The organism is Actinorugispora endophytica (assembly GCF_004363075.1).
Lineage (GTDB): Bacteria > Actinomycetota > Actinomycetes > Streptosporangiales > Streptosporangiaceae > Actinorugispora > Actinorugispora endophytica.
In genome coordinates, this window is record NZ_SNYN01000002.1 from 132,320 (window position 1) to 154,434 (window position 22,115).

The following is a 22,115-nucleotide window of genomic DNA, read 5'->3' on the forward strand; positions in this document are numbered from 1 at the left end:
CGCGCAGCCCCTCGCCACCCGACCGGTGCCCGGGACCGGCGGCGGCCGCACCGCCCCCGGCCCCGGCCACGACGACCAGGAGATCCCCACATGCCTCCAGCACCCGCGCCACCCCCCTTCACCCGCCGCCGCTTCCTCGGCCTGGGCGGACTCGGCCTCGGCGCCGCGATGCTCGCCGGATGCTCCTCCCCCGCGGCGGCGCCGCCACCGGCGCCCACCCCCGGCGAGGACCTGTGGCGCCGCTTCGCCGGCACCACGATCAACTTCATCTCCGAGAACACGGCGCCGACCGCGGCGATCGCCGCCAACCTGGGCCCGTTCGCCGAGCTGACCGGGGTCACGGTCGACATCGTGACCCTCGAGCTCCAGTCGCTCGTGCAGCGCGTCGCCCTGGACATGGCGGGCGGCCAGGCGCAGTACGACGTCGTCTACGCCGACCCCTACCAGGTGCTCGCGCCGTACCGGAAAGGGTTGGTGGACCTGCGGACCCTCGTGGACGACCCGCAGTACCCGCCCCTCGACCAGCCGGTGGAGGACTTCATCCCGACGCAGCTGCGGGCCGCCGGGACGTTCGGGACGGACGGCGCGCTGTACGCGCTCCCCTACGACGCGCCGACCATGATCTGGCAGTACCGGATCGACGTCTTCGAGAAGTACCGCGACAGGATGGCGCGCGACCTCGGGTTCGACCCCGCCCCGGGGCCGGACAGCACGTGGGAGCAGTACCACCGGACCGCCGCCTGGATCAACGAGCACGTCTCCGAGGTCCCCTACGGCACGGGACACCAGGCCAAGCAGCACGACTCCCTCATGTGCGACTTCTCGAACGTCCTGTGGAGCTACGGCGGCGACTACTTCGCCGACGGCGCCGGCGTCGGGCTCACCGGGTCGGACGACCCCGGCCCGTGCCTGCTCGCCAGTGAGGAGGCCGTCGAGGCCGCCGAGTTCTACAACGACCTCGTGGGGATCGCCCACCCCGGCTCGCGCGGCTGGGACTGGGACGGGGTCGGGGCGGCGCTGCGCGCGGGCGAGGTGGCCATGGCGCCCAACTGGCACGAGTACGCCGCCGCCAACGAGGAGGCGCTTCCCGGCCTCATCGGCTACGCCCCCATGCCCCGGGGCCCGGTCCGCTCCGCGAACATCTACGGCGGGACCGGGATCGGGATCAGCGCGACGAGCGAGGGGGCGCGCCTCGGCGCCGCGTGGCTCTTCGTCCACTGGGCGACGTCGCAGGCGACGCAGCTGTCGAACCTGGAGAGCAGCGTCGGCGGCGGCACCCCCACCCGGCGGTCGGTGTACGAGATGCCCGAGGTCGAGGCCGCCACGAGCCGCCCCTCGGACCTGCCGAACATGCTGACCGCCGACGCGGTGACCGCCGCCTGGGAACCCGACCGCATCGGCCTCAGACCCAAGATCCCCATGTGGAACGAGTGCGACACCGCCGTCTTCACGGAGCTCTCCCGGATGCTGGCGGGCCGGCAGTCGCCCCGCGCCGCCATGGAACGCTCCGCGAACCGCATCGACCAGATCGTCTCCCGGGGGTGGGTCGCGTGACCTCCGCAGCGCGGCACGCGCCGACACGCTCCGCCGCGACGGCGGGACGGCGGTTCGGGCTCACCTTCAACGGCCGCCTGATGGCGCCCGGCGTCGTCATCCTGGGCGCCCTGTCGTTCTTCCCGCTCGCGGCCCTCATCGCCATGAGCTTCAGCCGGGTGCGCCTGCTCGGCGGCGTCCGCCTCGAATGGGCGGGCCTCGACAACTGGGAGAGGGCCTTCTCGGACCCGGAGCTCTGGCGCTCCTGGGGCCTGACGATCCTGTGGTTCACCACGACGCTGGGCGTCGAGATGGTGCTCGGCGTCGCCGTGGCCGTCGCGCTGTCGCGCCTGGTCCGGGCGCGGGGCGTCGTGCTCGCCCTGGTCCTGCTGCCGATGTTCGCGGCGCCCGCGATCGTGGGGCTGCTCGGCCGCTACCTCGTCGACCCGACGTTCGGGCTCTACGCCTGGATGCTGCAGGGCGCAGGCCTGGACGGCGACATCCTCGGCGACCCCGTGACCGCGTTCGTCGCGGTCGCGCTGATGGACGTGTGGGAGTGGACGCCCCTCGTCGCGCTGATCACGCTCGCGGGGCTCAGCGGGGTCAACCCCTCGGTGCTGGAGGCGGCGGCGCTCGACGGGGCCGACCAGTGGACGACGTTCTGGCACGTGGTCCTCCCCTCGATCCAGGGGATCCTCCTCGTGGCCCTGCTGATCCGGTCCATGGACGCGGTGCGGTACTTCGACGTCATCACGGTCACCACCAACGGCGGCCCCGCCGACGCCACGAAGATCATCCCGCTCCGGCTCTACGAGGCGGCCTTCCGCTTCTTCGACCTGGGCTACGCCGCCGTCATCGGGCTCATGATGCTCGTCCTCACGATCGCGATCGCGCGCCTCTTCGTGCGGATCCTGTCCGGAAAGGGTGCCAGGCCATGAGCGCCACCACCACTCGTCCTCCCCTCCGCGGCAGGGCCTCCGCGGCGCCGTCCCGCCCCCGCGGCCCCGCCGGGGCCCAGAACGGCCGGGCGAAGCGGGTCGTCGGCCGCGCGCTCCTCGCCCTCCTGCTCGCGGTGTTCCTGCTGTGGACGGTCGTGCCCCTGGCCTGGATGCTCCTCGGGTCGTTCAAGTCCGCGGTCGACGTGACGTCCTCGACCCCCAAGCTCCTCTTCGAGCCGACGCTCGACAACTACGTCGGGCTGTTCACCGGCGCCAACAACCTCCTGCCGTACCTGTGGCACTCGGTCGCCGCGTCCGTGGCGTCCGCGGTCCTCGCGACCGTGCTCGGGACCCTGGCCGGGTACGGGCTCGCCCGCACCCGCGGCAGGCGCAAGGACGCGCTGTCGTTCTGGTTCATCTCGACCCGCATGGCGCCCATCGCCGCCGTCGTGCTCCCGCTGTTCCTGATGTTCCGGCTGGCCGGGCTGATCGACACGATCCCCGGCCTGGTCCTGGCCTACCTCAGCTTCAACCTGCCGTTCGCGATCTGGATCATGAGCGCGTTCTTCGAGAGGATCCCGTCGTCGCTGGAGGAGGCCGCCCACGTCTCCGGGTGCACGAGGTGGCAGACGTTCTGGTACGTCGCGCTGCCGCTGAGCCGCTCCGGCCTCGTCACCACCGGGGTCCTGTGCCTGGTCTTCTCCTGGAACGACTACGCGTTCGCGACCGTCGTCTCCGGACCGGACTCGCAGACCCTCCCCATCGCCGCCACGCAGCTGGTCACCCAGACGGGCGTGGACTGGGGGCAGCTGACCGCCATCGGGACGATCGTCGTCCTGCCGATGGTCCTCGTCGGGCTCGCCGTGCGGAAATGGCTCGTCACGGGCCTCACACTCGGCGCCGTGACGGGGGAGTAGCCGTGACCCGACCCTCGATCCCGACCACCGAACCGACCCGATAAGGAAGCCCATGACCAGCCAGCCGGTCCCCCTGCCCACCACGACGCGCGCCAGCGTCCTGCTCGCGGCGGGCGAGCTCGCCGTCGAGGAGCGCGCGCTCACCCCTCCCGCGGCCGACGAGGTGCTCGTGCGTGTCGCCTCCGTCGGGGTCTGCGGCTCCGACGTCCACTACTTCAGGGACGGACGAATCGGGGACTTCGTCGTCGAGGCGCCGCTCGTCCTGGGGCACGAGGCCGCGGGGACGATCGTCGCGGTCGGCGGCGCGGTCGACCCCGCGCGCGTCGGGACCCGTGTCTCGATCGAGCCGCAGCGCGCGAACCTCACGTCGGCGGAGACCCTCAGGGGGCGCTACAACCTCGACCCCGACATGGAGTTCTACGCGACCCCTCCGATCGACGGGGCGTTCGCGGAGTTCGTGACGATCCAGGCGCACTTCGCCCACGAGGTCCCCGACTCGGTCAGCGACGACGCGGCGGCGCTGATGGAGCCGCTCTCGGTCGGGGTCGCCTCCGCCCGCAAGGCGGGCCTCACGGTCGGCCACCGCGTGCTCGTCACTGGGGCCGGGCCGATCGGCCTGATCCTCGTCCAGGTGGCGCGGGCGTACGGAGCCTCCGAGGTGATCGTCACCGACATCGAACCGTCCCGGCTCGAGACGGCCCTTCGGCTGGGCGCCTCCCAAGCGCTCGACCCGCGCGAGGCCGACGTCACCGCGCTGGGGGTCGACGTGTTCCTCGAGGCGTCCGGCGCGGTTCCCGCGATCCGCTCCGGCCTGCGGGCGCTGCGCCCCGGAGGGGTCGCCGTCCTCATCGGCATGGGGCCCGACGAGGTCGCGCTCCCCCTGCCCGTCATCCAGAACCGCGAACTCGTGGTGACCGGGGTGTTCCGCTACGCCAACACCTGGCCGACCGCGATCGGGCTCGTGCGGAGCGGGAGGGTGGACCTCGACGCCATCGTCACCGGGCACTACGACCTCGACCACGTCCGCGAGGCGCTCGAGTCCACGTCGTCCCCGGCCACCCTGAAGTCGATGGTGGTGCCGGGCTGACCACGCCCCCGCCCACCCGGCCGGGGCTCGCCGTCGAGCGCGTGCTCGGGGGCCGGGGGCGCCCGGCACGGATCGGGCGGGGTGTCCAGGCGTGTCCGGTGTGATCATCGAGGTATTCGACTCCTGGGGTTTTGTGGCTATATGTCTCTTTCGGCGAAAACCGTGAGCTTGACACGGAGCGAGAGGAGACCCGAGACTGGCGGGCGTTGACTTAGGTAAGCGTTACCTTAGTTTCCTTGGGTGGTTGGGGGCAGTGTGGCTCGGGACGGGTCCGAGGGGGCGATCGCCGTTGTCACCGGCGCGGACCAGGTCGGGGCGCCCGTCGTGATGGGCGCCGTCCCCTTCGACCGGAAGGCCCCCGGGCGCCTGGTGGCGCCCGCCGCCGTCCGGTGGGGCCCCTCCCCGGCGCAGGCGAGGACGTGCCCCCCGCGCACGACGAACCCACCGGTCCCGCCGCGCGGGGCGTGATCGGACCGGTGCCGGGCAGGGCGCCCGCCGCCTTCCGGAACACCCCGACCCCTGACCGACCCGACCCCAACGGAGGAACCCGTGAGCACCAACCCGTTCGACGACGCCGAGGGCGTCTTCCTCGTCCTGGTCAACGACGAGGACCAGCACTCCCTGTGGCCGGAGTTCGCCGACGTCCCCGAGGGATGGCGGACCGTCCACGGCCCCGCCACCCGCGAGGAGGCGCTGGCCTACGTCAACGAGCACTGGACCGACCTGCGGCCCCGGAGCCTGCGCGTGGCCATGGGCGACGCCTGACCGGCCCCGCGACGGTGGTGGCCGACGGTCTTGAGCCTTCTGCCCGTTTCGGGGGCTGTGAAGGGCGGAAAGCCCAAGACCATCCGAGCGGGGGCGGGACCGGTCCCCGAACCGCCGCGAACCCGGTGGACCCGGTGGTCCCGGTGGACCCGGTGGGCCCTCCCGGACGCGGCGCTAGGCGTTCAGGCCGGTCAGGACCTCGCCGCGCCGGTCGAGCAGCGTGGTCGCCGGGGCCGCCGCCGAACCGACGAACATCGAGGAGGACAACGCATGACCGCCACCGTCCGCGAGATCCGCGCGGAGCGCTACCCGCTGAACCCCCGCGTCCTGGAGGTCGCCTCCGTCGAGAGGATCACGCCGCGTATGGTCCGCGTCCGCCTCTCCGGCGACGACATCGCGGGGCTGCGCAGCGACGGCTTCGACGACCACGTCAAGCTCTGGTTCCCCGACCCCGAGAGCGGGGAGCACGTCATGCCGGTCGTGGAGGACGACCGGTGCCTCAACTTCCAGGACCCCCGCGCGGTCTTCCGCGACTACACGATCCGCCGCCTCGACCACGGGGAGGGCGTCCTCACGGTCGACTTCGTCGCGCACGAGCACGGGGTGGGCGGGCGCTGGGCCATGGCGGCGCGCCCCGGCGACCGCCTGGGGGTGCTCGGCCCGCGCGGGACCGAGGTCCTTCCCGCGGACTTCGACTACTACGTGCTCCTGGCCGACGAGACCGCGCTGCCCGCGGCCGCGCGCTGCCTGGAGGAGCTTCCGGCGGACCGCCCGGCGCTGGCGTTCCTGGAGGTCGCCGACGAGGCCGAGGAGCAGCCGCTGGAGGCCGGGCCCCGGGCCCGGGTCGCCTGGCTGCACCGGGGCGACGCCGAACCCGGCACCACCGACCTGCTGGAGCGCGCGCTGCGGGACCTGGAGCTCCCGCCGGGCGACGGGTTCGTCTGGGCGGGGGGAGAGGCGCTCACCCTCAAGCCGGTCCGCCGCGCCCTCAAGGAGCGGGGCTTCGTCCGGGGGCGGACCTGCGTGGTCGACGGCTACTGGAGGCGCGGCGTCGTCAACCTCGACCACCACGAGGAGGACGAGGACTGAGCCGGTCCGCCGGCGGGCGGGGGCCGCGTGCCGTCCCGCCCGCCGGCGATGGCCGGAATCACATCCCCCGCCCCGCCCCGGCGGCGGCGCCCGGCCCGCCGCGCGCCCGGTCCCGCCACCCCGTCCACCAGCCGGTACGGCCGCGAACGGGCCGCTAACGGGCCGTTGTCCCGTCCGCTCCGGGGCCTCGGGCCCGTTCGGGCGGTACCGGGGTCACTGACGACCGGCCGCCCGCAGGAGTTGTCTGGAACCGCATCACTCGCGCCTGCGAAGGAGTAGGAAGATGTCGGAGAACCAGAACACGGTCCAGGCGGCGGTCCCGGCCCGGAGCGGCCGCCGGGAGCAGGCGGGCCGGGAGGTCGTCGACTCGTCGGCGGCGCGGATCGTCCTCGCGGCGGTCCGGCTGTCGATCGGCTGGATCTTTCTCTGGGCCTTCCTGGACAAGCTCCTCGGCCTCGGCTTCTCGACCCCCTCGGAGGGTGCCTGGGTCAACGGCGGCAGCCCCACCGAGGGATTCCTGGCCCACGGGGTCTCGGGGCCGTTCGCGGGCCCGTACCAGTCCATGGCCGGCGCCGCGTGGGCCGACGCCCTCTTCATGGCGGGCCTGCTCGGGATCGGGGCGGCCCTGGTGCTGGGCATCGGGATGCGGGTGGCGGCGGGGTCGGGCGCCCTCCTGCTCGTGCTGATGTGGACGGCCGCCCTTCCCCCGGAGACCAACCCCCTCATCGACGACCACGTCGTCATGGCGCTCACCGTCGTCGGCCTGGCCCTGCTGAACGCGGGCGACACCCTCGGGCTCGGGCGGTACTGGGCGGCCCTGCCCCTGGTGCGCCGGGTCCCGGCGCTGCGCTGACCCGCGCGGACCTCCGGAGGGGCTCGGGACGGATCCACCCGGGGGCCTCCGGTCGGGGAAGGAGGAGACAGGGGACGGGACCGGTCGATGCCGCCGACCGGTCCCGTCCCGTTGCCGCGCCTGCCTCCCGGCGCCGGTGGGCGGTACCGGAGGCGGGGAGTCGTGAGGAGCGCCCGCTCAGGCGCGGATGACCCAGGTGCCTGCGGCCTTGTCGTGCCAGGTCCGGATGGACCGAGGGTCCTGGAGGGCGATCAGCGCGTTGGCGACCTGCCCGAAGGGCACCAGCTGCACGGCCAGGCGCACCAGGGTGCGCTTGGCCGCGTTCCACACGGTCGGCGGACGGCCGGTGGCCACGTCCACCACCCTGATCCCGGTGAGGAACTTGCCCGCCGTACGGCCCCACCGCGCGGTGAACAGCCAGTGGTGGAGGAACATCACCACGAATCCCAGACTCATCGAGACCAGGATCCCGGTGATGACGGTGGCCTGGTTGTCGGGGACCCACCCCCGGAGGGTGATGAAAACGAAGCCCAGTATTCCGCCGAAGTAGCACACGACCCACAGCACCATGCTGATCGTGCCGTCGATCGTGGTCGCGAGGAACCGCAGAGCCAGGTCCGCCGGGAGCGGTCCGGTCCGCGCCGGGGGAGCGGGCGGGAACCCGTACGGGGGCGCCGCCGTGGGTTGAGGGGGAACCGGCCAGGGCTGCGGGGCGGGAAGCCTCCGGTCGGCGGCTGTCGTCCGGGAGGCGGGGGGTAGGCCATGAGGGTGAATCCTCGCTAACGGATGTGTCGGTCGGAAGCATCCTTCCATCGGGGCGGCCCCTGCGGGGACGGCGTCGGCCCGCGCAGCGGGGCCCGGTTCGCGGCCATCGCGGGGACCCGCCCGATGATCTCGGCGCCGACGCCCCGCGATGTCTGCTCCGGAGCGTCGGAGGCTCCCCGGGGCTCGGCCGAAGCCCGGGGCGGCCGCGCGGCCGGGGGCGGGATTCTGTCGGCCCTTTCGCTGATTTTCGGAAGGCCATGCGCGGTTAAAAACCCGGTCGACGCTTTTGTCTATTCTGTGGAACTTGTGGCGGATTCATGTTTTCCTCTCCATGGTTCTTTTGGAGTAGATGGGTCCGGATTTGATTCTTCCCCGTTTCCTTTCTGGTGACGGGGGGTATTCTCGCCCGTGGCGTACTGGCAACCTTGCCTGTTCGGGGCGGGTTTGCTGCTATTTCGGATGTGCGTCGAACCCCGTTTTGCGCAGAAAGTCTTCATGTGCTGAGAACTGGTTGCCGAGGTTGCCGTCCTGTCGGCCTCCTTTTCCGGTCCGCGACCGGGGGAGCCCGCAGCCTTCCCTCCCCCTCCGCCCGCTCTCTCCGAAGGAGTTCCGCACCGTGCCGACCGAATGGAAGCCCGGCGGGCGACCGCTCGCACCCGCGCCCCTGCACCGCCTGTTCCGGCGCCAGGCCGAGCGGACCCCCGACGCGGTCGCCGTGGTGCGCGGCGACGACCGGCTGAGCTACGCCGGACTCGAGGCGCGCGCCAACCGGATCGCCCACCGCCTCGTCGAGCACGGCTGCCGCCCCGGCGACGTCGTGGGCGTCGCCCTGCCCCGCTCGCCCGGCCTCGTGGCCGCGGTCCTCGGTGTCCTCAAGGCGGGCGCGGCCTATCTTCCGCTGGACGCCGGCCACCCCGCCCCGCGGCTGCGCGCCCTCCTGGCGCAGACCCGCGCGCGGACCGTCGTCTCCGACACCCCCGCCCCGCCCTTCGCCGCCGGGGCCGACGTGCTCACCGTGGACGGGGCCGGTACCGGCGGGGACCCCGGGCCTCCCCGGGTACGGGTGGGCCCCGAGGACCTCGCCTACGTCATGTACACCTCCGGCTCCACCGGCCGCCCCAAGGGCGTCGCCGTCCCACACCGCGCGGTGGCCTCGCTGGCCGCGGACCACCGCTGGCGCGGCGGGGCGCACGAACGGGTCCTGCTGCACTCACCGCACACCTTCGACGCCTCCACCTACGAGATGTGGGTCCCGCTTCTGGGCGGCGGGTGCGTGGTGGTCGCCCCCGAGGGGCGCCTCGACGTGGTGGAGCTGGGACGCGCCATCGCCGACGGCGGCGTCACCGGGACGTTCCTCACCAGCGCGCTGTTCAGCGTCATCGCCGACGAGTTCCCCGACTGCCTCGCGGGCATGCGGGAGGTCTGGGTCGGCGGGGAGAGCGTCTCGGCGAAGGCGTGCCTGCGGGTCCTCGACCGCTGCCCGGACCTGGCGCTGGTCAACGGGTACGGGCCGACCGAGTGCACGACCTTCGCCGTCTGCCACCCGCTGTCCGACGGCGAGGTCGTCGAACCGGTGCCGATCGGGCAGCCGATGGACGACACGCGCTGCCACCTCCTCGACGCCCGGCTGGCCCCGGTCCGGCCCGGCGAACCGGGGGAGCTGTACCTGGCGGGGGACGGGCTCGCGCACGGATACCTGGGCGCGCCCGCCCTCACCGCCGAGCGGTTCGTCGCCGACCCCTTCGGACCGCCCGGCGCGCGCATGTACCGCACCGGCGACCTGGCCCGCCGCAACGGCGACGGCGTGGTCGAGTTCCTGGGCCGCACCGACGACCAGGTGAAGATCCGGGGCTTCCGGATCGAGCCCGGCGAGGTCGAGGCGGTGCTGCGCGAACACCCCGAGGTGGCCCGGGCCGCCGTGACGGTGCGCGAGGAGCAGCCCGGCGAGCGGCGGCTCGTGGGCTACGTGGTGGCCCGCGACCCTGGCGGGAGGGACGCCGGGAACGCCGGCGACGACCAGATCGGCGAGTGGCGCGGCGTCTACGACCGGTTGTACGGAGCCGCGGCGGAGCAGGAGGACGGCCCAGCGGAGCTGGGCGCCGACTTCTCCGGCTGGAACAGCAGCTACGACGGGAGCCCCATCCCGCCCGGGCACATGCGCGAGTGGCGCGACGCCACCGTCGAGCGCGTCCGCGCGCTGGACCCGCGCCGCGTGCTGGAGATCGGGGTCGGCACCGGCCTGCTGCTGGCGGGCCTGGCCCCCCGGTGCGAGGCGTACTGGGGCACCGACTTCTCGCCGCCGGTCATCGACGCGCTGCGCCGCCGCGTCGGCGCGGACCCGCTCCTCGCCGGCCGCGTGGAGCTGAGGGTCGCCCGGGCGGACGACCTGGGCGGCCTGCCCTCCGGCTACTTCGACACCGTCGTGGTCAACTCCGTCATCCAGTACTTCCCCAACGGCGACTACCTCACCGGCGTCCTGAAGGGCGCGGCGGAGCTGCTCGCCCCCGGCGGCTCGGTCTTCGTGGGGGACGTGCGCGACCTCCGGCTCGCCAGGGTCTTCCACGCCGAGGTCGCCCTGCGCCGCGCGGCCCCGACCGCCGACGCGGCCTCGCTCCGGGCGGCGGCCGAGCGGCGCGCCGTCGCCGAGCAGGAGCTCATGGCCGCGCCGGACTACTTCGCCGCGCTCCCCGGCGCCGTCCCCCGGATCACCGGTGTCGACGTGCGGGTCAAACGGGGGCGGTACGACAACGAGATGACGCGGTACCGCTACGACGCCGTGCTGCGCACCGCGCCGCCCGCTCCGGGAGGCGGGGGACGCCCGCCGCTCGACCTCGCATGGGGCGTCGACGTCGCCGACACCGACCGGTTGGCGGCCGTCCTGTCGGCCGCGCGCGACGCCCCCCACGTCCGGCTGCTCGGCGTGCCCAACCGGCGCGTGGCCTCCGCCGCGCGCGCCTGGCGGGCGCTCCTGGACGGCGACGCGGACCGGGCCCGGCGCTGCCTGGAGGAGCCCTCCCCGGAGGCCCCCGACATCGAGGCGCTGCACGAGGCCGCGCGCCGCGCGGGCCGCGAGGCCGTGGTCACCTGGGACGCCGACAGCGGCGACGGCGCCCTCGACGCGCACTTCCTCGACCGCGCGCGGGCGACGCCGCCCGCGCTCCTGTACCGCGCGCGCGACACCGACGCCGCGCGGCTCGCACGCCACACCAACAGCCCGGACCTGTCCCGCCGGGCCGGCGCCCTGCTGGAGCGGGTGCGCTCGCACCTGCGCGACCGCCTGCCCGACCACATGGTCCCCGGGCACGTCATGGTGCTGGAGCGGCTGCCCCTGACCCCCAACGGCAAGCTCGACCGCGCGGCCCTGCCCGCGCCGGACGTCGGCGCGGTCGACGGCCGGGCGCCCCGCACCCCGCTGGAGGAGCGCCTGTGCGCGCTCTACGCCGAGGTCCTGGGCGTGGACCGGGTGACGGTCGACGACGACTTCTTCGCCCTCGGCGGGCACTCGCTGTCGGCGACCCGGCTCACCAGCCGGATCCGCGCCGCGCTGGGCGCCGAGCTGACGGTCCGGGACGTGTTCGAGACGCCCCGCGTCGTCGACCTGGTGGACCGCCTCGACCGGCCCGGGGACCGCCCCCCGCTCCGGGCGCGCCAGCGCCCCGAACGGGTCCCGCTGTCCCCCGCCCAGTCGCGGCTGTGGTTCCTGCACCGCCTGGAGGGGGTCACCCCCGCCTACAACGTGCCCCTGCGGGTCCGGCTGTCCGGGCGCCTGGACCCCGGGGCGCTGCGCGCCGCGTTCACCGACGTCGTGCGCCGCCACGAGAGCCTGCGCACCGTCATCGGCGAGAACGGGGGCGTCCCCCGCCAGGTGGTGCTGGACGACGCGCGGCCGGAGTTCGCCTTCGCCGACGTCACCCCCGAACGGCTGGAGGAGCGGGTGGCCGCGGCCGCGCGCCGCGGGTTCGCCCTCGACTCCGAGATCCCGGTCCGCGCGACGCTGCTCCGCCTCTCCGAGGAGGAGCACGTGCTGCTGGTCGTCCTGCACCACATCGCGTGCGACGGGTGGTCGCTCGCCCCGCTGTGGCGCGACCTGTCCGCCGCCTACGCGGCCCGCCTCGACGGCCGCGCCCCCGACCTGCCCCCGCTGCGCGCGCACTACGCCGACTACACGCTCTGGCAGCGCGACCTCCTCGACGGCGCCGACGGGGTCGCCGAACGGCAGCTGGCCTACTGGCGCGGCGCCCTCGCCGGACTGCCCGACCGGCTGGCCCTGCCCACCGACCGGCCGCGCCCGCCCGTGGCGCGCCACCGCGGCGACACCGTCCGCTTCGACGTCCCCGCGCCGCTGCACCGGGGACTGGCGGCACTGGCCCACCGGCACGGCGCCACCCTGTTCATGGTGCTGCACGCGGGGTTCGCGGCGCTGCTCACCCGCATGGGCGCCGGGACCGACATCCCCGTCGGCAGCCCGATCGCGGGCCGCACCGACGACGCGGTGGAGGACCTCGTGGGGTTCTTCGTCAACACCCTCGTGCTGCGCGCCGACACCTCCGGCGACCCGCGCTTCCGCGACCTGCTCGCCCGGGTCCGCGAGACCGGCCTCGCCGCGCACGCCCACCAGGACCTGCCCTTCGAACGGCTCGTCGAGGAGGTCCGGCCCGCGCGCTCCCTCTCCCACCACCCCCTCTTCCAAGTCATGCTGGCCCTGCAGAACGCGCCCGCGACCGGGCTCCGGCTCCCGGGGGCCACCGCCGAGGCGGACCTGGCGGGGACGGGGACGTGCCGGTTCGACCTGGTGCTCAGCCTCACCGAGAGCACCGGCGGCGACGGCGGGCCCGGCGGGCTGGCCGGGATCGCCGAGTTCGACACGGACCTGTTCGACCGGGAGACGGTCGAGGCGCTCACGCGCGGACTCCTCCGCCTGCTCGACCGCGCGGTCGCCGACCCCGACCAGCGGATCGGGGCCATGGACGTCCTCGGCGACGAGGACCGCCACCGCGTGCGGACCGCCTGGAACGACACCCGGCGCGACCTCCCGGCGGAGCCCTACCCGGCGCTCTTCGAACGCCGGGCCGCCCTGGCCCCGGACGCCCCGGCCGTCGTCCACGGCGACGCCGCCTGGACCTACCGCGAGCTGAACGCCCGCGCGAACCGGCTCGCCCGCGCGCTCGTCCGCCGGGGCGCCGGACCCGAGCGCTACGTCGCGCTCGCCCTGCCCCGGTCCGCCGACCTGGTGGCCACGATCCTCGCGGTCCTGAAATCGGGCGCCGGATACCTCCCGCTCGACCCCGGCCACCCCGGCGAGCGCCTCGGCCGGATGCTCGCCGAAGCGCGCCCGGTCCTCGTCCTGGGCGCCGGGCGGGGCCCCGGCGGCCTCCCCCCGGGCACGGTGTACGAGGCGCTGGACAGGGTCGAGGCCGAGGCCGCCGGCCACCCCGACGGCGACCTCGCCGACGCGGAGCGGCGCGCCCCGCTGCGCCCGGACCACCCGGCCTACGTCATCTACACCTCGGGCTCCACCGGACGTCCCAAGGGCGTCGTGGTCACCCACACCGGCCTGCCCGGGGTGGCGGCCGCCCAGCGCGAGCGCTTCGGCGTGACCGCGTCCTCCCGCGTCCTCCAGTTCGCCCCCGTCGAGTTCGACGGCGCGGTGTGGGAGATCCTCGGAACGCTGGCCCTGGGCGCGGCCCTGGTCACCGCGTCCCCGGAGCAGACCGCCCCGGGCCCGGCGCTGGCCGGGCTGGCCGCGCGCCACGGCGTCACGCACGCCACGCTGCCGCCGGGCGTGCTCGCCGCCATGGACCCCGCCGACCTGCCCGGGGTCTCGTCGCTGATCGCCTCGGGCGACGTGCTGCCGGGGCGCCTCGCCGCGCGGTGGGCGCCCGGGAGGCTGCTCGTCAACGGCTACGGGCCGACCGAGACGACGGTGTGCGCCACGCTGAGCCGCCCCCTGACGGGGGACGACGGCGCGCCGCCGCCCATCGGGGAGCCCACCGTCAACGCGCGCTGCCACGTGCTCGACGCGAGGCTCGCCCCCGTCCCCGTCGGGGCGCCGGGCGAGCTGTACGTCGCCGGTCCCGGACTCGCCCGGGGCTACCTCGGCCGCCCCGGCGCCACCGCGACCCGGTTCGTGGCCGACCCGTTCGGCCCGCCGGGCGGGCGGATGTACCGCACCGGCGACCTCGCCCGCTGGCGGAGGACGGGGGAGCTGGAGTTCCTGGGCCGGGCCGACGACCAGCTCAAGATCCGAGGGTTCCGGGTCGAACCGGGCGAGGTCGCCGCCGTCCTCGAACAGCACCCGGGCGTCGCCCGCGCCGTGGCCGTGGCGCGCGAGGACACCCCCGGGGACCGGCGCCTCGTCGCCTACGCGGTCCCGGCCGCCGGACCGCTGGACGGCGCCGAACTGCGCCGCTACGCCGCCGAGCGCCTCCCCGCCGCCCTGGTCCCGGCCGCCGTCGTCCCGCTCGACGCGCTCCCGGCCCTGCCCAGCGGCAAGGTGGACCGGTCCGCGCTGCCCGCCCCCCGGTACGGGACGGGCGAGACCGGCCGCCCGCCGCGCACCGACGCGGAACGCGCCCTGTGCGCGCTGTTCGCCGAGGTCATGGGGCTGCCCCTGGAGCGGGTCGGCGCGGACGACGGGTTCTTCGACCTCGGCGGGCACTCGCTGCTCGTCCCCCGGCTGCTCGGCGGAATCCGCGACCGGCTGGGCGCCGACCTCACGGTCCGCCGCCTGTTCGAACTCCAGACGGTGGCCGCGCTCGGCCGCGAGATCGAGGGAGCCGGGGCACCCCGCGCGGACACCGGCGGCCCCGCCGCGCCCGACCTCGCCGCCGAGGCCGCACTCGACCCGGACGTCGTCCCGCGCGCGCCCCGCCCCCGGACCGCCGCCCGCGCCGCCGAGCCCCGGCACGTCCTGCTCACCGGGGCGACGGGCTTCCTCGGCGCCGCCCTGCTGCGCGAACTCCTGGACCGCACGCCGGCGACCGTGCACTGCCTGGTCCGCGCCGCCGACGAGACCGCCGCCGCCGAACGCCTCCGCCGCGCGTTGCTCGACCGGGGGCTCCGGCTCGGCGACGAGGCGGCCGCCCGGGTCGTCGCGGTCCCCGGCGACCTCGCCCGGCCGCTCCTGGGACTGCCCGAGGACCGCTTCGACCGGCTCGCCGACCTCCTCGACGCGGTCTACCACAACGGGGCGAGGGTGAGCGCGGTGGAGCCCTACTCCCGCCTGCGCGGCCCCAACGTGCGCGGGACGCACGAGGTCGTCCGGCTGGCGGCGCGCTCGCGGACGCCGGTGCACTTCGTGTCCACCGCCGCCGCCGCGGTGTCCGCCGCCGGGAACCCGCCCGTGATCGCCGAGGACCGCCGCGTCCCCGCCGGGGCGGTCCTGCCCGGCGGGTACGCGGCCAGCAAGTGGGTCGGGGAGGAACTGCTGCGCGCCGCGGCGGGACGCGGTCTGCCCGTCACCGTGCACCGCCCCGGGCGGATCGGCGGGCACTCCGCCACCGGCGCCGGGGGCACCGACGACACGCTGTGGCACCTCGTCCGGGCCATGCTCGTGCTCCGCGCGGTCCCCGAGAGCGTCCACGCCCCCTCCGCCGCCGTCGACCTCGTCCCCGTCGACCACGTGGCGCGGATGGTGGTCCACCTCTCCCTGCGGCCCGGCTCCGTGGGGCTGACCCACCACCTGACCTGCCCGGAGCCGGTCCCGTTCACCGCGCTCACCGACGCCCTGCGCCGCGCGGGCCACGACCTGGCCGTCCTGCCCGACCGGGAGTGGGCGGCGCTGCTGCGCGACGCCCCCGGGCGGGCCCCGGGCGCCGGCCTGGAGGCGGCGGCCCTGCTCGAAGACCTCCTGCCCGCCGTCGTCGGCCTGGGCGCGCTCCGCTTCGACCGGCGCAACACGACAGCGGGCCTCGCCGACGCGGGGACCGGCTTCCCCGTCATCGACGACGCCCTCCTCGCGCGCTACGTCGCGCACCTCACCGGCTCCGGTTTCTTCCCGGCGCCGGTGAGCACACCGAACCGACCGGAAGGAACGGCCCCGTGACCAACCCGTTCGAGGACCCCGACGGCTCCTACCTCGTCCTCGCCAACGACCTCGGGCAGCACTCGCTGTGGCCCGCCTCCCTCGACGTCCCCCGGGGGTGGACCGTGCGCCACGAGCGGGCCGACCGCGCCGGGTGCCTGGAGTACGTCGAGCGGGTCTGGACCGACATCCGCCCGACCGGACCCGCCGAGCCGGTGGACTACCCCTTCCGCGACTACGACCGGCTGGAGGTCGACCCCGTCTACGCCGAGCTCCGCCGCCACCGGCCGGTGCTCCGCGTCCGGGTTCCCTACGGCGACGACGCGTGGCTCGTCACCCGCCACGAGGACGTCAAGACCGTGCTGGCGGACCCCAGGTTCAGCCGCGCGCTGGCCGCCGAGAACGACGAGTCGCGCCTGACCCCCCTGCCCGTCAACACCAGCATCCTGGGCACCGACCCGCCCGACCACACGAGGCTGCGGCGCCTGCTCGGCCACGTGTTCACCCCGAGGAAGGTCGAGGCGCTGCGCCCGCGCGTGCGGCGGACCAGCCTGGACCTGCTCGCCGCGATGGAGTCCAAGGGCGCCCCCGGCGACCTGGTCGAGGACTTCTCGCTCCCGCTCACCGCCCTGGTCGTCTGCGAGCTCCTCGGCGTCCCCCACGACGACCGGCCGAGGTTCCGGGTGTGGCTGGACGCGTTCTCCAGCACCACGGCGCTGAGCGCCGGGGAGGTCGAGTCGCGCACGGCGGCGCTCTACGACTACATCGGCGACCTGGTCGGGCAGCGCCGCCGCGACCCCCGCGAGGACCTCATCAGCGCGATGGTGAAGATCAGCGACGACAGCGGGAGGCTGAGCGAGAAGGAGCTCGTCGAACTCGCCAGCGTCCTGCTGATCGCGGGCTACGAGACCACCTCGGCCCAGCTCATGAACTCCGTCCACGTGCTGTTCTCGCACCCCGGGGCGCACGCCGAGCTGCGCGCGGACCCCGCCCTGCTGCCGAAGGCCGTGGACGAGCTGCTCCGCTTCGTGCCCCTGGACGCGCACGTCGCCTTCGCGCGCTACGCCCGCGAGGACGTCGAGCTCAGCGGGACCCTGGTCCGGGCGGGCGAGGCGGTCCTCCCGGTCCTGCCCTCCGCGAACCGGGACGCCTCGGTCTTCGAGGACCCCGACCGGCTCGACCTGCGCCGGGGGCGCAACCCCCACCTCGGCTTCGGCCACGGGATCCACCGCTGCGTCGGCGCGCCCCTGGCCAGGATCGAACTGGAGGAGGGGCTCGACACGCTCCTGCGGACGTTCCCGGGGCTGCGCCCCGCCGTGCCCCCGGAGGAGATGGAGTTCAGGGAGGGCATCCAGGTGCGGATGCTCAGGCGCCTGCCGGTGCGCTGGTGAACCGGCACGAGGACCACCGGCACGAGGACGACGGACACCGGAACGACAGGGAAGAGGGACACGGGAACATGAGCGCCGAGAAGCCGCCGCAGGGCGGGGACCCCTTCGTCGTCAGCGGCCCGCTGCCGAGGGACCACCCGCTGCGCCTGGCCACCGACCGCTACCCGCCGGCCACGAGCCGCCTCGACGCCGCCGCGGACAAGCTCGCGCGCTGCCACAAGGGGCTGGGCCTGCCCTCGGAGCAGGCCGCCGACGCGGCCCGCCTCCTCTCCGAGGTGTGGGGGCCGTCCGCCGACCGGCCGATCGGGGACCCGCGCTGGCGCTGCTACATCTCCGTCGACGGGTCGCCCTTCGAGCTTTCCGCGTCCTGGCGGGGCGGGGCCGCGGAGGTGCGGATCTCGGTCGAGGCGCTGGCGGACCCGCCGGAGCCCGTCGCCAACCAGGCGTTCGGGTGGGACTACCTGCGCGGCCTCGCGGGACGCCCGGGAGCGCGCGTGGAGCACGTCCTCGCGCTGGAGGACCTGTTCCGCTCGGCCGCCCCCCGCGAGCACTACTGGATGGGGCACGGGGTGGCGTGGCCCCCCGGAGGCGACCCGCTGTTCAAGGTCTACCTCGACCCGCACGTCGGCGGCCCCGAGCACGCCCCGGCGGTGGTCGGCGAGGCCATGGAGCGCCTGGGGGCGGGGAAGGCGTGGCGCGCCGCGCTCGCCCACATCGACGGACACGGCGGCCCGGGGCGGATCGGGGCGCTCTCCCTCGACCTGGTGGACCCGGAGCGGGCGCGGGCCAAGGTCTACCTCCAGTACCCGGACCTGGACGCCGAGGCCATCGACCGGCAGGCCGGGATCGCCCGGGGCCACGTCCCCGGCGCGTTCGCGGCCGCCCTGCGCGCGATCCTGGGCGGGTTCGACCCGCCGTTCGCCAGGCCCCCGGTCACCTGCTTCGCCTTCAGGAAGGGCGAGGCCCGGCCGGTGTCCGCGGCCCTGTACGTGCCGATGGTGCCGCCGTTCGCCGACGACGCCGAGGCCCGCGACCGCGTCGCGGCGTTCATGCGGGGCGTGGGCGTGGACCCGGGGCCGTACGCGTCCTTCCTGGAATCCCTCGCGGACCGGCCGCTCGACGGGTCCCGGAACCAGAACTTCATCGCCTACGAGCCCGCCGGTCCGGGGCGGGAACCCCGCTTCTCCGTCTACGCGGCCCCCGGCCTCTACGCCTGAGCATCCCCGCGCCGCAGATCCCGTGGACCTGACCGAGAGAGGAACCAGACCGTGACAGAGTCCGGACCGGAGACACCGCCCGGCCCCCTGGCCGGGAAGAGCGCCGTGGTGACCGGCGGCTCCCGGGGCATCGGGCGCGCCGTCGCCCTGAGGCTGGCCCGGGAGGGCTGCGCCGTGCTGTTCAGCTACCGCGACGACGCGGCCGCCGCCCGCGAGGTCGTGGCCGAGATCCGCGCCGCCGGGGGGCGGGCCGAGGCCGAACGCGTCGACCTGGGGGTCCTGTCCGACCTCGACCGGCTGTTCGCCGCCGCCGAGGCGTTCGGCGGGGCGGACATCCTGGTCAACAACGCGGCCGTCAGCGGGGCGAGCGCCATCGCCGACATCACCGAGGCGGAGTACGACCGGATCATGGCGGTCAACGCCAAGGCGCCGCTGTTCGCGCTGCGCTGGGCCGGGAACCACCTCCGCAAGGGGGGCCGGATCGTCAACGTCTCCTCGCTGAACACCGCCGTGCCCGAGCCCGGGGCGGCCGCCTACTCGGCGAGCAAGGCGGCGCTGGAGCAGTTCACCCGGGTGGCGTCCCGCGAGTTCGCGGATCGCGGGATCACCGTCAACACCGTCTCCCCGGGGCCCGTCGAGACCGACATGCTCCTGGCCGCGAACCCGCCGGAGGTCCTGGAGCAGGCCGCCGCCATGACCCCGCTCGGCAGGCTCGGGCGGCCCGCCGACATCGCCGACGTGGTCGCCTTCCTCGCGGGCCCCGACGCCCGCTGGATCACCGGCCAGAAGCTGGTCGTCGCGGGCGGCCTGGCCTGACCCACCGCCCCCTCCACCGCCGCCACTGTCCCCGCCCCCGCCCCCGCCCCCTCCACCGTCCCGCCTCCGCCGGTGATCTTGACCTTTTCGGGGTCTCAACCGCGTCCGAGACCCCGGAAAGGTCAAGATCACCAGGGAGGAGGGCGGTGGCGGGGTCAGTCGGTGCCGTAGACGACGGTGCGGGTCTCCAGCAGGACCGCGTCCTCGGGCAGGGGCGCGGCGGGGACGTCGGGTTCGACGGCGCGGATCCAGATGTCGGTGTCGGACGAGTACAGGTCGTGGCGCTCCAGGGCTTCCCACAGGTCGAAGGCCAGGGCGGTGGCGGCGCAGGCGCACGAGCCGGTGATCGGCGGGCGCAGCGGCGAGCGCCGACCGGCCAGGCTCATCCCGTCGTCGTCGGGCTCGCCGCCCTTGATCACCTGGATGAGGGCGGTGTGCAGCTGCACACCGTCGGGCACGGACGCGGACATGGCGGAACTCCTTGGATGCGGGTGGTGCGGGAAAGGGAAAGGGACGGCAGCCCGTGCGGGGCCGCCCGCTGCCGGATCAGGCAGCGGGGGAGGGACGCGCGGAGGCGGGGGCGGAGGGTCCGAGCCAGTCCAGCTCGAAGAACACGCCGGGGCCGCGCGGGGACTCGAAGCGCCCCCACCGGTGGGCCAGGGCGGCGACCAGGAACAGGCCGCGCCCTGACTCGGCGTCGAGGCGGGGGAGGTCGGGGGGACCGGATTCGGTGGCGGAGGTGGTGGCGGCCTCGACGGCGAAAGGGTTCCTGCCCTCGCTGGTCACCTGCACCCGCAGGTGAGCGGCGCCGAGGAAGGCCCGCACGTGGAACGCGCCCCCGCCGCCGTGCCGGACGGCGTTGGCGGCCGGCTCCGACAGCAGGAGCAGCGCGTCGCCGATCACCTCGCCGGGGACCAGGGCCGGTCCCATCCGGTCCCGAAGCCACAGGCGGGCAAGGCCGACATCGCCGGGCCGCCCCTCGAACCGCCGCGCGCACCGCTGCGGACGCGGAGATCGGGGCGGCCGGGGGAAGTCCCCGGGCACGGGAAAGATACGGTTGAGCATGGGTCCTCGCCTGTTCTGAGCAGGTTGGGGGCCAAGGCCCTGACCGGGTGTTCCAGCACCAGGTCAGGGCCGCTTTCGTGTGCGACGCTTAATTCCTGAGTGTTGCGTCGTCTACATCGATGCATCATGCCGTGCATAATGCATTGACTTATGTGTACTACACTCTGTTGCCAAGCGCTAGCTGTTCCACAAACTTGTTTTGACGGGGAGACGGAGAGATGCCCGTGCCTCAGAGGCAAAGGAAGACGGTGCGGGGACGCAGGCTGTCCACGGAGTTGAAGCGCCTTCGAGAGGCGGCTGATATGCCGGGAGAGCAGGTCGCCTCAGAGTTGAAGTGGTCGCAGTCCAAAGTGAGTCGGATCGAGAACGGCCGGACTCAGGTGAGCGCAAGGGACCTTCGCAGTCTGCTCACGCTCTACGGTGTCGAAGCGGACCGTCACGAGAGGTACCTCGAACTGAGCAAAGGGGCCAGGCTCAAGGGCTGGTGGGACGAGTACGCCGATGCGATCCCACGCGACTACGCCAACTACATCGAGTTGGAGACCGAGGCGAGCAGCCTTTTGATCTACACCCCGCAGATCGTCACAGGCATCCTCCAGACCGAGGACTACGCGCGACACGTCATCCAGTCGGCCTTGCTGATCTCGCCTCCCGGGGAGGTCAACCGCCGGATCAAGGTCCGGATGGAGCGCCAGGAGCGGTTTGTCCGAGACCGGCCTCGATCGCTGTCGGTCGTACTCGACGAAGCTGCGCTGCGCCGCGAGGTCGGTGGCCCCCAAGTCATGCGAGCGCAGTTGAACCGGCTTCTTGAGCTGGGAGAAGAGGACAACGTCACCTTGCGGGTGCTTCCCTTCGATGCCGGTGAACATCCCGCCACCGCAGGCGAGTTCACTATTCTGCGGTTCCCTGACGAAGAGGACACCGACGTTGTTCATGTGGAAGCCATGACAAGTAGCCTCTATGTCGAACAAGAGGCGGAAGTCTTCCGCTACACGCTCGCTTTCAACCAGTTGTGTGCTTCTGCGCTTCCCCCTGAAGAGTCCAGCGACTTCATGGCCTCACTGCTCAAGGAAGGGGAGGGGTAGGTCTACCGAGAGGAGTCATGGAATGCCCACATCGCAGCCTTCCCCGACAGGTTGGCGCAAGTCCAGCTACAGCGGGGACGGCCCTACCTGCGTAGAGGTCGGTGGGCTGGAACAGGGACGTGCGGTCCGCGACTCGAAGAACCCCGGTCTCGGCTTCCTGGCGTTCGGCGCCCCCGAGTGGCGCGCCTTCCTCTCCGCGCTCCGGGCCGGGGACCTCGCCGGGTAGGGAATCCCCGTCCCGGAAACCCCATAGGGAAGCTCCGGCGCGGGGGTGGTTCGCGTACCGGTGCTTCGGGTGGGTCTTTCGGCCTCATGCCGTGCGGATCGCGAGGTCACGGCGGGCGGCGACGGCGGGCGCCGGTCGGGGCCGCGCCCATGATGTCCGTTGCGTGAGGTTTCGTTGGCGGTCGTGGGCTTTCTGCCCGTTTCGGGGTCTGGAAGGGCGGAAAGCCCATGATCATTCCGGGGCAGAGCGGAACCGGCCCTCGAACCTCCGCGTCACGGACATCCGGCGGGGACGCGCGGGCCTCCGGTCCCACCCGCCGTCGCCGCCCGCCGTGACAGGCCCCGA

General features: G+C 74.3%; 16 protein-coding genes. 13 read left to right on the forward strand and 3 right to left on the reverse strand.

Features of this window, described 5'->3' with window-relative positions; translation table 11 throughout:
* The first annotated feature begins 90 nt into the window (after positions 1–90).
* The 7 genes from EV190_RS05110 (at position 91) to EV190_RS05145 (ending at position 7,182) form a co-directional block, all read left to right on the forward strand.
* Positions 91–1,554 (forward strand): extracellular solute-binding protein, encoded by a 1,464-nt coding sequence (locus EV190_RS05110; RefSeq protein WP_133740280.1) that lies wholly within the window; start codon positions 91–93, stop codon positions 1,552–1,554.
* The gene (locus EV190_RS05115; protein ID WP_243742359.1) at positions 1,551–2,471 is read left to right on the forward strand and encodes a carbohydrate ABC transporter permease; all 921 of its coding nucleotides are present in this window, start codon (positions 1,551–1,553) and stop codon (positions 2,469–2,471) included. Before EV190_RS05110 ends, EV190_RS05115 begins: the two co-directional genes overlap by 4 nt.
* Positions 2,468–3,388, forward strand: coding sequence for a carbohydrate ABC transporter permease (locus EV190_RS05120; RefSeq protein ID WP_133740281.1), 921 nt, complete (start codon positions 2,468–2,470; stop codon positions 3,386–3,388). Before EV190_RS05115 ends, EV190_RS05120 begins: the two co-directional genes overlap by 4 nt.
* 52 nt (positions 3,389–3,440) lie before the next feature.
* Positions 3,441–4,475 carry an NAD(P)-dependent alcohol dehydrogenase gene (locus EV190_RS05125; RefSeq protein WP_133740282.1) on the forward strand — a complete coding sequence of 345 codons (1,035 nt, stop codon included), beginning with the start codon at positions 3,441–3,443 and terminating at the stop codon, positions 4,473–4,475.
* A gap of 549 nt (positions 4,476–5,024) precedes the next feature.
* On the forward strand, positions 5,025–5,240 hold the full coding sequence (locus EV190_RS05130) for an MbtH family protein (RefSeq protein ID WP_133740283.1): 216 nt from the start codon (positions 5,025–5,027) through the stop codon (positions 5,238–5,240).
* 270 nt (positions 5,241–5,510) lie between these two features.
* Positions 5,511–6,329 carry a siderophore-interacting protein gene (locus EV190_RS05140; RefSeq protein WP_133740284.1) on the forward strand — a complete coding sequence of 273 codons (819 nt, stop codon included), beginning with the start codon at positions 5,511–5,513 and terminating at the stop codon, positions 6,327–6,329.
* Positions 6,330–6,612: 283 nt separating this feature from the next.
* Positions 6,613–7,182, forward strand: a complete 570-nt coding sequence (locus tag EV190_RS05145) for a hypothetical protein (RefSeq protein ID WP_243742360.1) — start codon at positions 6,613–6,615, stop codon at positions 7,180–7,182.
* A 177-nt stretch (positions 7,183–7,359) separates the two neighbouring features.
* Here the strand turns inward: EV190_RS05145 and EV190_RS24245 are convergent, their stop codons facing one another.
* Entirely contained in the window at positions 7,360–7,995 is a 636-nt protein-coding gene (locus tag EV190_RS24245; RefSeq protein ID WP_133740286.1) for an RDD family protein, read from the reverse strand.
* A 568-nt stretch (positions 7,996–8,563) separates the two neighbouring features.
* Between EV190_RS24245 and EV190_RS05155 the strand changes: the two genes are divergently transcribed.
* The 4 genes from EV190_RS05155 (at position 8,564) to EV190_RS05170 (ending at position 19,394) form a co-directional block, all read left to right on the forward strand.
* Positions 8,564–15,991, forward strand: coding sequence for a non-ribosomal peptide synthetase (locus EV190_RS05155; protein WP_166655380.1), 7,428 nt, complete (start codon positions 8,564–8,566; stop codon positions 15,989–15,991).
* On the forward strand, positions 15,988–17,361 hold the full coding sequence (locus EV190_RS05160) for a cytochrome P450 (protein WP_133740288.1): 1,374 nt from the start codon (positions 15,988–15,990) through the stop codon (positions 17,359–17,361). The genes EV190_RS05155 and EV190_RS05160 overlap by 4 nt, the downstream gene beginning before the upstream one ends.
* 68 nt (positions 17,362–17,429) lie before the next feature.
* Positions 17,430–18,578 (forward strand): tryptophan dimethylallyltransferase family protein, encoded by a 1,149-nt coding sequence (locus EV190_RS24250; protein WP_133740289.1) that lies wholly within the window; start codon positions 17,430–17,432, stop codon positions 18,576–18,578.
* A 51-nt stretch (positions 18,579–18,629) separates the two neighbouring features.
* Positions 18,630–19,394 carry an SDR family oxidoreductase gene (locus tag EV190_RS05170; RefSeq protein WP_133740290.1) on the forward strand — a complete coding sequence of 255 codons (765 nt, stop codon included), beginning with the start codon at positions 18,630–18,632 and terminating at the stop codon, positions 19,392–19,394.
* A 155-nt stretch (positions 19,395–19,549) separates the two neighbouring features.
* On the opposite strand, the gene EV190_RS05175 is transcribed toward EV190_RS05170, so the two are convergent.
* Together EV190_RS05175 and EV190_RS05180 are read right to left on the reverse strand one after the other, a co-directional pair.
* Entirely contained in the window at positions 19,550–19,864 is a 315-nt protein-coding gene (locus EV190_RS05175; protein ID WP_133740291.1) for a hypothetical protein, read from the reverse strand.
* 76 nt (positions 19,865–19,940) lie between these two features.
* Positions 19,941–20,459, reverse strand: a complete 519-nt coding sequence (locus EV190_RS05180; RefSeq protein WP_133740292.1) for an ATP-binding protein — start codon at positions 20,457–20,459, stop codon at positions 19,941–19,943.
* 218 nt (positions 20,460–20,677) lie between these two features.
* On the opposite strand from EV190_RS05180, the gene EV190_RS05185 reads away from it, so the two are divergent.
* Both EV190_RS05185 and EV190_RS05190 read left to right on the forward strand, forming a co-directional pair.
* Positions 20,678–21,544 carry a helix-turn-helix domain-containing protein gene (locus tag EV190_RS05185; protein ID WP_133740293.1) on the forward strand — a complete coding sequence of 289 codons (867 nt, stop codon included), beginning with the start codon at positions 20,678–20,680 and terminating at the stop codon, positions 21,542–21,544.
* A gap of 22 nt (positions 21,545–21,566) precedes the next feature.
* Complete coding sequence (locus EV190_RS05190; protein WP_133740294.1) at positions 21,567–21,770, forward strand: DUF397 domain-containing protein; 204 nt, start codon at positions 21,567–21,569, stop codon at positions 21,768–21,770.
* The last annotated feature ends 345 nt before the right edge of the window (positions 21,771–22,115 follow it).